Here is a 13862-nt window from a genome sequence, read left to right as displayed (position 1 = left end):
TTGCAACGGGGTCGGGAGCAGCCGGCGCCGCATCGATTCGCAGTCCACGCCGCAACGCGGCGATGAAGTCGCGTTGAAAGTCCTGTGAAACCCGCGCCGCAGGCGCCAGCAAATTGAAACCATGGCAGGCGCCGGGGTACACATGCAATTCGGTTGGCACGCCGGCGCGCGTCAGCCGGCGCGCATACTCGATCGATTCCTCGAGGAAAAGATCCAGCGCGCCGATCGCGACAAAGGTGGGCGGCAAGCCGCTCAAATCCTCGGCCCGCGCCGCCGCCGCATGATGCGAAATGCCATCGCGGCCGGGTTCGTGCCCGAGCAATGCGGTCCAGCCAAAATGGTTGTAGTCTTTTTTCCAGATAAATTCGCCCACGGTCGGATGCGAATACGATTCGAGCGCACTGCGGTCGTCGAGCATCGGCTGCAACGGCGCTTGGAAACAGAGCGCGATTTCGCCGCGATCCCGCACAAGCAATGCGAGCGCCGCGCACAGGCCGCCGCCCGCGCTGAGTCCCGCGATGCCGATGCGCGACGTGTCGACACCGAGTTCGCCTGCATGCCCATGCAGCCATTTCAGCGCGGCATAGCAGTCCTCTACCGGACCGGGGTGCGGCGTTTCCGGGGCAAGACGGTAGTCAACCGACACCACGACGCAACCGGTGTCATCGACGATGGTCTTGACGGCCCAATCATCCCATTCAGGATTTCCCGCCACGTAGCCGCCGCCATGGATCCAGAGTAGTGCGGGAAGCGCAATGTGCGGGCCGAGCGGGCGATAGACCAGCACACGCACATCGAGTGCGGCGGCTGGCCCGGGAATTCTTGACTCGGTGACTTCGATATTCGGATACGCAGGTGTTGCCGCCTTGATCAAGTCAACGGCGGCAGCGACGCTGGCGCGGCACGCGTCAAGCGTTTCGCGTGTGACCGGGGACTCGGGCAGTTGATCGACGACAACGGCGAGTTCCGGGTCAAGCAGGTGGCGGGTGTTCATTGCCTGACGGCTTCAGGAGGTGTTGACGCGAAAGCGCGCGCTGCGAACTCATTCACGATCTGCGCGAATTCGGCACTGCGGCGCATGCTCACGCCGTGCTCGCAGTTCTCGATGATATGAACGCGCCCGTTCTTCGCGGCCGCAAGAAACTCCGCTTCCTGCAGGCGCTTGCGTGTGTCCAGCGAGCCATTGACAAATAACACCGGCACGGTCATGGCTGCCAGCTTTTCGCGGAAGTCGACGCCGATCATCGCGCGAACGGCGGCGGGCACGGCGCGCGCGCTCAGGCCGCCGGCGGTCATCGCGCGCGCGTCTTCCTCAGAGACGCCAAACTTGTAAAGCCGTTTCGAAAGGAATTCGGTTTCGTCGATGAAGGTGGCGAGGATACCGATGATCGTCACATCGCGCATGTATCGGAGGTAGTCGGCGTTTTCGAAATTCGCAGCCGCCCCGGCAATCACCAGGCCGCGCAGTTGCGACTTCGGGATGGACGCTGCCGCGGCGATGGCGGAATAACCGCCGAGCGAATCGCCAATCAGTATCACCGGCGCGGGCGCTACCGATTGTGCCGCTGCCGCGACCACCGCCGCCGTGCCTTGAAGCGTGAATTTCTCCTCGCGCCGCACGCCATGGCCCGGCAGGTCGAGCGCGATGACACGGTAGCGTGTGTCGAGTCCGCGGCGCACAGGATCCCACATGCGTCCGCTCAGGCCCGCGCCATGCAATAGGATCAGCACCGGCATCGTGCCGGCGCTTGTGCTTGTCGGGTTCGTGGCCGGTATGATGGTCACGCCGCCCAAAGGCGCGCTCGCAGCATTGCGGTACTTCCATTCTCCTGCGCCAATAAAGCCGACGCCCGCGACCAGCACCGCAGCGATCAGGGCGCTGAGAAAGATCAGAATTCCGCGCCCAATGCGCCCGGGCAAACTCATGTTGTCATCCCTTGTGGTACCCAGTCCATCGGCGCAGTCGAAAGAAATTCCCGCAATGTGTCCGACCAGAGATGCGCGTCCGCGCCGGAGGCGAAATGGCCTTTGTTGCTGTCGAGTTCGAAATAGGACCAGCGCACACCCGCCGCCGACAGCAAGGGTGCAAATTCGCGCGCGAGTTGCGGCGAGAACACACTGTCGCTGCGTGACATCACCATTAATAACGGCGCGCGGATTTCGCTGAGTCGCGCGCGCAAATCGAAGTTCTCGGCGGCATGCGCGAGGGTGAGCAGCGAACACGCGTCGAAAACTGCCGCCCAGTCCATCGCGAGGCGCTGTATTTCTGCCGCGCGCGCAGTTTGATCAGGAAATCGCGGCGCGAGATCGGCGTCGACCCCGTAACGCGTCAGCGTGGCCACACGCAGGCGCGCCAGCCAATCGCGCATCGCGCCCGGCGCAGGGTGGCCGCTGTTCCACGCCGGCTCGAGTGCGAGCTGCGCTCTCAGCGGCGTGGATTGAACCGCAGAGGGAGGATTGAACGGCGCGCTGACCGCCGCGACCACGCGTTCGACGAACGCGGGATAACTCACTGCCCACTGTAATGACTGATAACCGCCGAGCGACGGGCCGGCGACCGCGGCGAGCCGCGTGACGCCGAGGTTATCGAGCAAACGCTTCTGCAGCGCGACAATGTCCTTCAGCGTAATGGCGGGAAAATCGATGCCATACGGCTCTTTCGTTGCGGGGTCGATGCTGCCCGGCCCTGTCGAGCCGTAGCTTGAGCCCAGCATGTTCGGGCAGACCACGAAATAGCGATTGCTGTCGATTGCCTTGCCGGGACCGACTAAATCGCTCCATGAACCCTCCGCCACATTGGCGCCCGCGTCAAGCATGGCGGGGCCAGTGGTGTAGCCGTGCAGAATCAATACCGCATTGGTACCCTCTGCGTTGAGCTGTCCCAGCGTTCGATATGCCGTCACCGCCTCGGCGAGCCCCGCCCCGCTTTCGAGGCGGAAGTCGCGCGCGATGTGAGTTTGAAGCGTCACCTTTTTTCTAGAATTGCCAGCTCAGATCGACGCCGATCGTGCGCGGTTGAATGACGCCGGCGGCATAGGGATAGGCGACGGGATTGGCGGCGGATGCCAGGCCAATCGTATTGATGTAGTTGAGGCCGCGCACGTCGGTCACGTTTTTGCCGGAGACCGTCACGCGCAGGTTGCCGACATCGACACCGGTATTAAGGCCGACCGTGGTATAGGCCGGAACGCTGGTGGCGTTGAGCTGCTGGCTGAAATTTGAGCGCCGTTCGCCGATCCGGCCGACCGATCCGCCCACCCAGGCCTGCCAGCCGTTCCCCAACGGGAAGCGGTAGTCGGCTGTGACCGACCCGCTCACCCTCGGCACAAAGGGCATGCGGTCGCCGTTCAGACCCTTGACCACCGGCGCATCCTCGGTCAGCTTCGAATCGGTGAATGCGGTGGTCGCACGAAGCGTGAGGCCCTTGGTCGGATACACGAGCAGCGTCGCCTCGGCACCGCGGCTCCTGGCTGTGCCCGCGTTGACAAAATGCTGGTAGGTTGTGCCATTGGCAACGGTGGCTTTCTGGACTTGAATGTCTTTCCAGTCTGTAGTGAAAACCGCCGCCTCGACCGATGCCAAGCCTCCCGCGAATGCAGACTTGAATCCCAGTTCGAAACTGGTCAGCGAATCCGGATTGAAGAATGCCTGACCCAGATTGGCCGGCAATGCGCTGGGCCCACCCGCACGATAGCCGGTGGCGATACGGCCATAGATGGCCGTGTTGTTGTCAGGCTTGTAAATGCCGCTCAACAGATATGTTGTCTTCTTGTTCGAGACATCCTGTTCAAAGACCACCGGGGCGGCCACTGCCAACGAGGCCTGATAATTTTGCGAGAAATGCTGCTCGTCCTTCGAGTGGCGCAGACCGGCAGTGACATCGAATTGTGGCGTGAGGCTGTAGGTCGTGTTGCCGAACACCGAGTACTCCTTGTATTCAACTCCCAACATTGCGTTGAACAAGGGTTTTCCCAAAGGCAGTGGCGCGTTTGTGGCGGCGATAAACAGGTCTTCCTGCAGCAGGCGGTTGGTGCTGTCTTCCTTGTTCAGAAATAATCCCACCTCGTAGCTCAGTTTGTCGCCCAATGCAGAATTGCGCGCCCGCAATTCCTGCGACCAGCGTTCGGTATTGATAACCTGATGGGTCTGCGCGCCGATGCCTGGAATGCGCAGCACCGCCGAGAATAGCGCGCCCAGGGAGCGGGTCTGATCGACGATAACGCTCGAGTCGATCTTTTGGTATGTGCTTGAGGCGACAATATTGAAATCACCCGCCTGGCCTTTGAGGTCGCGTTGAACACGTCGAAATTGGTCGACTGCTTTTCGGGTGTGGCGGCGGCGTGGACCAATTCCACTGTTACGGGCGTCAAATTCGGTCCGGTCAGGTCCTGCACACCGAGGCCGTCGGCGCGAAAGCTGCGTGTCATTCCCCAGACTTGGAATCCCCAGTCCTTGTTGATTTTCCAATCGAGCGCCACGCGTCCGCCGCGCGTGGTGGCTTTGTTGATTTCGCTCTGGTTTTTGGCGGGGTTGTCGATGTAGCCTGCATCTTCCCGCTCGAATGCGCTGATGCGCAAACCGGCGCTATTCTCGGCAAGCGGGATATTGATTGATGCGCGCGCTTCATGGCCATCGCCACCATGGGACACTTTGTTGGCGCCAAAGGCGATGCTGCCACCGAAACGTTTCGTGTCCGCAGGCTCTGCCACATAGCGCAGCAGGCCGCCGACGGCGCCGGCGCCATAGAGCGTGCCTTGAGGGCCTTTCAGTACCTCGATGCGGCGCAAGTCATAAGGGTCAAGGTCGAGCGTGAGCGTGCTGCCGGTCGCATAGGCGGTGATCGAGCCAATCGGCGCCTCGTCGATATAGAACGCGGTTGCGGGCGTGGCTTGCGAAATGCCGGTGCTGATGCCGCGCAATACCACCGATGTGAAGCCACGGGAGACGACGGAGACCGACAGGCCCGGCATCTGCGCCGCGTAATCCTCGAGTCGAACAGCGCCGCTGCGCGCCAGGCGATCGGCGCTGACGGTCGATACCGAGGCCGGCACGTCGATCGCGGCTTGCTCGCGTTTTTGTGCACTGACCACGACCTTGTCCACCGTTTGCAGTTCCGTGTTGCTCGGCGTCGATGCGGCGGTTTGTGCCTGAACGAGTGGTGCGGCCGAACACAGCAGCGCACTCGCGACCGCCCGTGCCATGGTGTTGCGTGTGAAGCGTGGGGTAATAGATGTGTTCATTTGATTTCTCCTCATTGCTGTTTTGAAAACTGCGCTGGTATCGCCAACCTTGTGCCACGGCATTACGGTCCAAAAATCTTTCCGGGATTGAGAATGGATTTCGGGTCCCAAACCCGCTTGATGTCTTGCATGAGGGCGATGACGTCGGGGCCGCATTCCGCCAGTAACTTTGACTTCTTGCCCATGCCGATACCGTGTTCACCGGTGCAGGTGCCGCCCGCCGCGTGGGCGCGCGTGATCATCGCGCTGTACACGCGCTCAACCGCCTGATGTTCGGCCGGCTGGTCGGGCATCGGCATGAAAATCACGTGAAAATTGCCGTCGCCGACATGGCCCAGAATCGGCGCCACCAGTCCCTCGCGGTCGATGTCCTCGCGGGTGCGTGCGACGCACTCCGCCAGGGCCGACATCGGCACGCAGACATCAGCGACCACATTCACGCAGCCGGGCCGCATGGCAAGCGCGGCAAAGTAGGCGAGGTGCCGCGCGCGCCAGAGTTTGGCGCGGTCCTCGGCCTGAGTGGCCCATGTGAAGTCGATGCCGCCGTGGTCAATCGCGACTTCCTGTGCGACACCAGTCTGCTCGTTGACTGCCAATTCGGTGCCGTGGAATTCGATGAACAGCGTCGGCAATTCGGCGAGGCCGAGCTGCGAGTGACGGTTGCAGGCGCGGATCTGGTGTTCATCGAGAAACTCGATGCGTGCAAACGGCACGCCGCTGTTGCACATGTCGGTCACCGCTTCGACCGCGTCTTTCAAGGTGGGAAACGCGCACGTCGCCGCCGCGACGTGGGTCGGCAGCGGATGCAATCGCAGCGTGATTTCGGTGATTACGCCGAGCGTGCCCTCCGCGCCGATCATCAGATGCACAAGATCGAAGCCGGCCGAGGATTTGCGCGCGCGCGTGCCGAGCCGCACCAGGCGGCCATCGGCAAGTGCCACTTCCAGCGCCATCACGTTATGCGCCATCGAACCGTAGCGCATGGTGGTGGTTCCCGACGCGCGCGTGGAGACCATGCCGCCGATCGAGGCATTGGCGCCCGGATCGACGGGAAAGAACAAGCCGGTGCCTTTGAGATACTTGTTCAGATCCTCACGGGTGACGCCAGGTTGCACCACGCAGTCGCCGTCTTCTGCATGGACGCCCAGCACCGCGTCCATACGCGAAAGGTCGAGACAAATGCCGCCGTGTGGCGCGCTGACATGCCCCTCAAGCGAACTGCCGACGCCGTAGGCAATGACTGGCACGCCCAGTTCGTTGCAGCGCGCGAGGATTTCACAAACTTCTTCTTTATTGATCGGCCACACCACCGCGTCGGGCGGCAGGCTGATCGAGATGCCTTCGCCGCGCGCATGATGCTCGCGCACCGCGCGCGAGACGTTGACACGGTCGGCGAAGCGCGTTTGCAGGAAGGCAATCGCCTGATTGACCGCGCCAGGCGGCGTAGAGAAGGGCTGGCGAGCAGTCATTGGCCGTGACCGGTTGACTGGCGCTTAGGGGCAAACAATTCTTGCGCGCATCTTCTTCGCATCATTCATGTATCCATTTGAACCGGGCTGCGGACGGAAGGCGCACTATCCGCGCCGTTACCCGCATTCGCCCCGCGCACTTGCATTTCCTGACGCTTGACATGGACCAGCGAGAGATCGAAGTGGTACGACATCGCCGAAGCAGCACCCACCGGGTCGCCTGCGCAAATCCGTTCGACCACCGCGTCGTGCGCATCGATGACGCGAGTCAGTTCGCTTTCGCTGCGGCTGTCGTCAAGATGCATGCGCGCTGATGCCTCTACCGGCGAGCGCAGGGCGCCAAGCAGCAGGCTGTTCAGGGGATTGCCGCTTGCCTCGGCGATGACGGTGTGTATGGCCATGTCGCTGGCAACCCGGCGCGAGTGGTCGGCGCCCGCCGCACGCATCTGGGCGACCAGCTCGCGCAGCGTCGCGCGTTGCGCATCGGTTGCGTACAGCGCGGCTAACTGTGCGGTTTGCAGCTCAATGGCGCGACGCGTCTCCAGTACATGCGCGAGGCTGACCTGGGCTGTGTTTAGCGCGTAGTCGAATACGTGGGTCAATACGCCTGGATCGATAGGGCGCAGCCGCGGTTTGCGGCCGCCTTCAATCTCCAGGATTCCCAAAGCCGCAAGGGTTCGATAGGCTTCGCGCACGCTGCCGCGACTGACCTGCAAGTCCAGGCCGATCTGAATTTCGCTAGGAACGGCGTCACCAGGCCGCAATTGCTCCTTGGTCACCAAAGCCAGCAGATGCCGTGCAACTTGCGCTGATAAGGTAGGGCGTTCCAGTGATGACAGGGTGGTAATTGAGCTCAATCCTGTGGCTTTCTTGCTTGTCAGTTCGACCAACTCTAGTACAGCATCGCTAACCTGTCAAACATGTTTAATGTGTTCAATCTCGTTTTGTGGTATTTTTGTCACCGAGAAGCCGCGCTTCGGGCGACTAAATTAAGAAATTGAAGGCTAATGTCTGCGAATTTCTGTTTTCGGATCGTAAATACCATTACTAGACAATTCAATCCTGTATGATAGGTATTGGATTTATCTGCCGGAGAAAACCATGTCGAAACCCGCCGACACTCCTGAAATCGAAGCGCCTGTCCTGATTCTGATACATGGTGCAACCTGCAACGGTCACATGTGGGATGCCGTACGGAGGCATCTCGACCCGCGCCTTCACGTGCTCACGCCGGATTTGCCGGGCCACGGCACGCGGCGTGACGAACGCTTCACGCTCGACGGCGCGGTGGATACTGTGGTGGCTGCAGTGCATTCGGTTGCGCCGGCCCCGGTCATTCTTGTCGGCGATTCACTTGGGGGTTACACCGCGATGGCGTCGGCGAATTCTGTGCCGCGCGAGCAACTCAAAGGCATGGTGTTGGGGGGATGCAGTGCAAACCTGATGGGCATGGCGTTGCTGCCTTACTACTTCAAGATTGTCACATTCAAAACACTTATCGCGCTGTTCGGTGAACGCAGGTTGATTGGCTGGACGATTCCGAAGCTGATAAACCAGATGGGCATGCCGGAAAACGATGTGCACGCCATGGTCGATGCAGGTATCAGTTTTGGCGTGTTCGAGCAGGCTGTCCACGCATTGCGCGGGATAGACTTCCGACGGAAGTTTGCGGCCATCGAGCAACCGCTGCTGGTCGTCAACGGATCCTGCGACAAGGGGATGGTCCGGCAGGAGGCCGGTTTTCTCAGCGTGGCTCAGCAGGCGACCAGTCATCGCTTTGAAAACTGCGAACATGGTGTCAGCATTCTGCGCAGCACCGAGTTTGCCAGGCTCGTAAATACGTTTGCCGAACGAGTGTTTGCCGGCTGAAGTTGCGCATGGCGGCTTTGCAGGCACGACCAGCATTAAGGTGCCTGCTCGATACTTGCGCCATTCGACGCGGCGTTCATTGACGACGGAAAGATGACGACGCGTGCCGTCGACCAGTTCGATAAATCGTGGCTATTGAATCTGGTGCGGCAACGTCGACGGCGCGTGCATCCTGTGTAAATGATCGGCATGGGCGACAATGCTTGCCAGCCTGATTACAATAACTTACAAACTCACGTGTCCGAGGCTGGTCAAACGCTGGCAGAGTGAGCAGACAGGCATTTGTCCAGCGTTATGTATGCAGGAAATTCCCGGCACAGGATAAGATATCCAACCCGAAACAGTCCTCTGCCGTTCAGTGAATTCTGATTTCTTTCCCCAATCGCGCGGGCACCAACCACAACAAGCCCCGCACCGCCGTTCATTTTCTTAATCTCCTTCGCACATCTTCCCATGCAAAAACAACAACAACTAGACTCCTCATCGCAATGGCAGCGCCTCCCCGCTTGGGTGCGAAATAGGCTCATCCCGGCCGTGTTAGTAGCTTTGATCGGCGGGGGCGGTTATTACTATTACGCCAACTATTATTCGGCACGTTCTAGCGATGGCGCTTCCAAGGCGGCCGCCGCCAAGGCGGGACCTGCGGACGTACCAGCGATGGGAGGTGGCGCTCCTGGCAAGGGAGGCGGTGGTGGCGGCCGCTTCGGTGCATTTGATCCCAATCGCGTACAGCCGGTGATCGCGGTTCCCGCGCGAGTGGCTGACATAAATCTGGTGCAGACCGCTTTGGGCACCGTCGCGGCACTCAAGGTGGCGACCGTGAAGGCGCGGGTCGATGGCTTGCTGCAGGATGTGCTGTTTCGTGAAGGGCAAATCGTGCGCGCTGGTGATGTGCTCGCGCTAATCGATCCGAAGCCGCTACAGGTAGCGTTGTCGCAAGTCGAAGGCCAATTGGCGCGCGATCAGGCGCAGCTTAACAATGCGCGGCTGGATCTCGAACGCTATCGCACCCTGCTCGCGCAGGACTCGATCGCCAAACAGCAGCTCGACGCGCAGGAATCGCTGGTGCGCCAGTTCGAGGGCACCGTCAAGGTCGATCAGGCGCAGGTGGACAATGCGCGGCTGCAATTGGGCTACACCAAAGTGTCCGCGCCGATTCCCGGGCGCCTCGGTTTACGGCAGGTGGATCCTGGCAACATGATTCGTTCGAGTGACGCCACCGGGTTGGTGGTGATTACGCAGATCGATCCGATTACCGTTGTGTTCACCATCCCGCAGGATAATTTGCAGCGCGTGCTCAAGCAGTTGAAGGCCGGTGAAAAACTGGCCGTCGATGCCTGGGATCGCGAGCAGAAAAACAAGCTCGCCACCGGCTTCCTGATCAGTACCGACAATCAGATCGATACGACCACGGGAACCATCAAACTGAAAGCACAGTTTCCGAATCCTGACGGGCTGCTGTTTCCCAACCAGTTCGTGAACGTGAAGATGGTCGTCGATACGCGCAAAGGGGCGACGGTCATCCCGCTCGCGGCCATCCAGCGCGGCGCGCAAGGCACCATTGTCTACGTGGTAAAGGAAGACAAGACCACCACATTACGCGTCGTGAAAATGGGGCCGACGGAGAATGACAATGTCGCCATCGAATCGGGCATTGCGCCCGGCGAGGTGGTGGTGACGGACGGCATTGACCGTCTACGCGAAGGCGCGAAAGTTGAAGTGACCGTGCCGTTTGTGCCGCGCCAGCGTGGGCCAGGCGACCCAGGCAAGCGCGGTCAGTGGGGTGGCAAGGGCGGTGGAAAGCCGGCTGAGGGTGCGCCCGGGTCCGCGCCTGCACAGAAGGCTGCTGACACCAAAGCGCCCGAAGGCAAGCCAGTTGATTCGAAGGCGCCCGCAACTGCAAGCGTCGACACCAAAGCACCCGCCGCGGCAACTAAGGCGACGCCCGATGCGCCGAAAGGTGGAGGCGGATTTCGCGATATGACCGATGAGCAAAAAGCGGAAATGCGCAAACGCTTCGAAGGCATGACCGACGAGCAGAAGGCGGAGTTCAGGAAGAAACGGCAGGAGCAACGTCAGCAAAACCAGTAATTGTCGCGATGAATCCTTCACGCCTGTTTATACTTCGTCCGGTTGCCACTTCGTTGCTGATGGTGGCGATTCTGCTTGCGGGTTTTCTCGGCTATCGCCAATTGCCGCTGTCGGCGCTGCCTGAAGTCGATTACCCGACGATTCAAATAGTCACCATGTATCCGGGCGCCAGCCCGGATGTGGTGACGTCGGGCATCACCGCGCCGCTGGAACGGCAGTTCGGCCAGATGCCGGGCTTGAAGCAGATGTCCTCGACCAGTTCGGGTGGCGCCTCGGTGATCACGCTGCAGTTTGAATTGACACTGTCCCTTGATGTCGCGGAGCAGCAAGTGCAGGCCGCCATCAATGCCGGCAGCAATTTGCTACCGACTGACCTGCCCGCGCCGCCGATCTACAGCAAGGTCAACCCGGCCGATGCGCCGATTCTTACGCTTGGCATCACCTCTAAAACGATGCAGATGCCGGCGGTGCAGAACCTTGTTGATACGCGGATCGCGCAGAAGGTTTCGCAATTACAGGGCGTGGGGCTGGTGACGCTGTCGGGCGGGCAGCGGCCCGCCGTGCGCATACAGGCCAACCCCAAGGCGCTCGCGGCCACCGGTATCAATCTTGAAGACGTGCGCACCGCCATTGCGGCCGCCAACGTCAACCAGGCCAAGGGCAGCTTTGACGGCCCGGTGCGCGCCTACACCATTGACGCCAACGATCAGCTTCGCTCGGTAGCCGAATACCGCGCCATCGTCATCGCTTACAAAAATGGCGCGCCCATCTATCTCACCGATGTCGCCGACGTCATCGAAGACGCCGAGAACGTGAAGCTGGCCGCGTGGATGAATGACACACCCGCGATCATTCTCAATATCCAGCGCCAACCAGGCGCCAACGTGATTGAGGTAGTTGATCGCGTCAAACAATTGCTGCCGAACCTGACCGCGGCGTTGCCGGCATCAATCGATGTAATGGTGTTGACCGACCGTACCGTCACCATTCGCGCGTCGGTGAAGGATGTGCAATTCGAACTGCTGCTTGCTGTCGCGCTAGTGGTAATGGTGATCTTCCTGTTCCTGCGCAATTTCTCGGCCACCATCATTCCCAGCGTGGCGGTGCCGCTTTCGCTGATCGGCACATTCGCGGTCATGTATCTGGCGGATTTTTCCATCAACAATCTCTCACTGATGGCGTTGACGATTGCGACCGGTTTCGTGGTGGATGACGCAATCGTCATGATTGAAAATATTTCGCGCTACATCGAGGAAGGTGACAGTCCGATGGAAGCGGCTCTGAAGGGTTCCGAGCAGATCGGCTTCACCATTATTTCGTTGACGTTCTCGCTGATCGCGGTGCTCATCCCGCTGCTGTTCATGGGCGACGTGGTCGGCCGCCTGTTTCGCGAATTCGCCATCACGCTGGCCGTATCCATCCTGATTTCCGCGGTGGTGTCGCTGACCCTGACGCCGATGATGTGCGCACGGTTGTTGAAGCACACCCCGCCGGAAAAACAGGGCCGCTTCTATCGTGTGACCGGCGAATGGTTCGATGCCATCATCGCCCGTTACGGCAAGATTCTGACCTGGGTGCTGGACCGTCAGACGGCGACGCTATGGGTGGCGATCGGCACGCTGGCGCTAACGGTGCTGCTCTACATATTCGTCTCAAAAGGTTTCTTCCCGATACAGGATACCGGCGTCATCCAGGGAATTTCTGAGGCGCCGCAGTCTGTTTCGTTTGAAAGCATGGCGGAACGCCAGCGCAGGTTGGCGCAGGCTGTTCTGGAAGACCCGGCCGTGCAAAGCGTATCGTCGTTCATCGGCGTGGACGGCAGCAACACCACGCTCAACAATGGACGCGTACTGATCAATCTGAAGCCGCATGCCCAGCGACCACTCACGGCCTCCGACGTGATCGAACGTCTCAAGCCGCGCCTCGCGAAACTGGAAGGCATTGCGCTTTACATGCAACCGGTGCAGGACTTGACGATTGAAGACCGCATCAGCCGCACGCAGTATCAGTTCACGCTTGAGAGCGCCAATGCCGACGTATTGTCCGAGTGGACGCATAAGCTGGTAGAAAAACTTGGGTCGCTTCCTCAATTGACCGACGTCGCTTCCGATTTGCAGGACCAGGGCTTGCAGGCCTACGTGAACATCGATCGCGACACGGCGGCACGCCTCGGCGTGACCACGGCGGCCATCGACAACGCGCTTTACAACGCCTTCGGCCAGCGGCTGATCTCGACCATCTTCACGCAGGCGAGCCAGTACCGCGTGGTGCTGGAAGTGAAGCCCGAATACAAGCGTGGTCCGGCGGCGTTGAACGATATCTATGTCACCGCATCATCCGGGCAGCAGGTGCCGATTTCGGCGATCGCCACCGTCACGGAAAAAAATGCGTCGCTGGCGATCAATCACATCGGACAATTTCCCGCAACCACCATTTCCTTCAACCTGAAAGCCGGCAATGCGTTGGGCGATGCGGTGAAAGCCATTGAGGCCGCCGAGAAGGAATTGGGCATGCCCGCCAGCGTGCGTACCGGCTTCCAGGGAGCGGCGCTGGCGTTCCGCGCCTCGCTCACCAATACGCTGCTGCTGATCCTGGCCGCCATCGTCACCATGTACATCGTGCTTGGCGTACTGTACGAAAGCTACATCCACCCGATTACGATTCTATCCACGCTGCCGTCGGCAGGAGTCGGTGCGCTGCTGGCGCTGATGGTGTCGCGGACTGAGCTCGGTATCATTGCCATCATCGGCATCATCCTGCTCATCGGCATCGTCAAGAAAAATGCCATCATGATGATCGACTTCGCGCTCGAAGCCGAGCGCAAGCACGGCAAGCCCGCGCGCGAAGCTATCTTCGAGGCGTGCTTGCTGCGTTTTCGGCCGATCCTGATGACGACGATGGCGGCATTGCTGGCCGCGCTGCCGCTGATGCTGGGGACGGGCGTGGGTTCGGAACTGCGTTACCCGCTGGGGATCACGATGGTCGGTGGGTTGATTGTGTCGCAGGTGTTGACGCTGTTTACCACGCCGGTAATTTATCTGGCGTTTGATCGGCTGGCGCGGCGGTTCGATTCGCCGCAGCATTCGGAGCAATCCGTATCAGTGGTTGAAGGGGAACAGGGAATTGGGCGTAGGGAATAGCGAATAGGGAGCAGGAATGCCAAGCCCAGCTCGGGATAACAATCCTGGTTGAG

The 13862-nt window shown here is 60.4% G+C and carries 9 protein-coding genes and 1 pseudogene; 3 read left to right on the top strand and 7 right to left on the bottom strand.

Annotated features, from left to right (window positions below; all coding sequences use genetic code 11):
- Nucleotides 1-40: 40 nt before the first annotated feature.
- From IPP88_17680 to IPP88_17650, 7 genes and pseudogenes are all read right to left on the bottom strand, one after another.
- Nucleotides 41-994 (bottom strand): annotated as a pseudogene (locus IPP88_17680) (alpha/beta hydrolase).
- A complete protein-coding gene (locus tag IPP88_17675; protein ID MBL0124474.1) occupies nucleotides 991-1926 on the bottom strand; it encodes an alpha/beta hydrolase in 936 nt (311 codons plus the stop codon). The pseudogene IPP88_17680 and the gene IPP88_17675 overlap by 4 nt, the downstream one beginning before the upstream one ends.
- Complete coding sequence (locus IPP88_17670; GenBank protein ID MBL0124473.1) at nucleotides 1923-2969, bottom strand: alpha/beta fold hydrolase; 1047 nt, start codon at nucleotides 2967-2969, stop codon at nucleotides 1923-1925. Before IPP88_17670 ends, IPP88_17675 begins: the two co-directional genes overlap by 4 nt.
- A gap of 7 nt (nucleotides 2970-2976) precedes the next feature.
- The gene (locus IPP88_17665; protein ID MBL0124472.1) at nucleotides 2977-4176 is read right to left on the bottom strand and encodes a TonB-dependent receptor; all 1200 of its coding nucleotides are present in this window, start codon (nucleotides 4174-4176) and stop codon (nucleotides 2977-2979) included.
- Complete coding sequence (locus IPP88_17660) at nucleotides 4071-5240, bottom strand: TonB-dependent receptor plug domain-containing protein (GenBank protein MBL0124471.1); 1170 nt, start codon at nucleotides 5238-5240, stop codon at nucleotides 4071-4073. The genes IPP88_17665 and IPP88_17660 overlap by 106 nt, the downstream gene beginning before the upstream one ends.
- Before the next feature lie 62 nt (nucleotides 5241-5302).
- Nucleotides 5303-6709: an FAD-binding protein gene (locus IPP88_17655; protein ID MBL0124470.1), complete on the bottom strand. Its 1407-nt coding sequence runs from the start codon at nucleotides 6707-6709 to the stop codon at nucleotides 5303-5305.
- 65 nt (nucleotides 6710-6774) lie between these two features.
- The gene (locus tag IPP88_17650; protein ID MBL0124469.1) at nucleotides 6775-7599 is read right to left on the bottom strand and encodes a FadR family transcriptional regulator; all 825 of its coding nucleotides are present in this window, start codon (nucleotides 7597-7599) and stop codon (nucleotides 6775-6777) included.
- A 211-nt stretch (nucleotides 7600-7810) separates the two neighbouring features.
- On the opposite strand from IPP88_17650, the gene IPP88_17645 reads away from it, so the two are divergent.
- From IPP88_17645 to IPP88_17635, 3 genes are all read left to right on the top strand, one after another.
- Nucleotides 7811-8578: an alpha/beta hydrolase gene (locus IPP88_17645; GenBank protein ID MBL0124468.1), complete on the top strand. Its 768-nt coding sequence runs from the start codon at nucleotides 7811-7813 to the stop codon at nucleotides 8576-8578.
- 657 nt (nucleotides 8579-9235) lie between these two features.
- Complete coding sequence (locus IPP88_17640; protein MBL0124467.1) at nucleotides 9236-10669, top strand: MdtA/MuxA family multidrug efflux RND transporter periplasmic adaptor subunit; 1434 nt, start codon at nucleotides 9236-9238, stop codon at nucleotides 10667-10669.
- An 8-nt stretch (nucleotides 10670-10677) separates the two neighbouring features.
- A complete protein-coding gene (locus tag IPP88_17635; GenBank protein MBL0124466.1) occupies nucleotides 10678-13809 on the top strand; it encodes an MdtB/MuxB family multidrug efflux RND transporter permease subunit in 3132 nt (1043 codons plus the stop codon).
- Nucleotides 13810-13862 lie beyond the last annotated feature (53 nt).

The sequence above is a fragment of the Betaproteobacteria bacterium genome, assembly GCA_016720925.1.
GTDB lineage: Bacteria > Pseudomonadota > Gammaproteobacteria > Burkholderiales > Usitatibacteraceae > UKL13-2.
This window is presented reverse-complemented; position numbering and strand designations above follow the sequence as displayed.

Coding starts and splice junctions, on each gene's coding strand:
- IPP88_17675 (MBL0124474.1), bottom strand. CDS start 1,926: ATGAGTTTGCCCGGGCGCATTGGGCGCGGAATTCTGATCTTTCTCAGC.
- IPP88_17660 (MBL0124471.1), bottom strand. CDS start 5,240: ATGAACACATCTATTACCCCACGCTTCACACGCAACACCATGGCACGG.
- IPP88_17655 (MBL0124470.1), bottom strand. CDS start 6,709: ATGACTGCTCGCCAGCCCTTCTCTACGCCGCCTGGCGCGGTCAATCAG.
- IPP88_17645 (MBL0124468.1), top strand. CDS start 7,811: ATGTCGAAACCCGCCGACACTCCTGAAATCGAAGCGCCTGTCCTGATT.
- IPP88_17640 (MBL0124467.1), top strand. CDS start 9,236: ATGGGAGGTGGCGCTCCTGGCAAGGGAGGCGGTGGTGGCGGCCGCTTC.
- IPP88_17635 (MBL0124466.1), top strand. CDS start 10,678: ATGAATCCTTCACGCCTGTTTATACTTCGTCCGGTTGCCACTTCGTTG.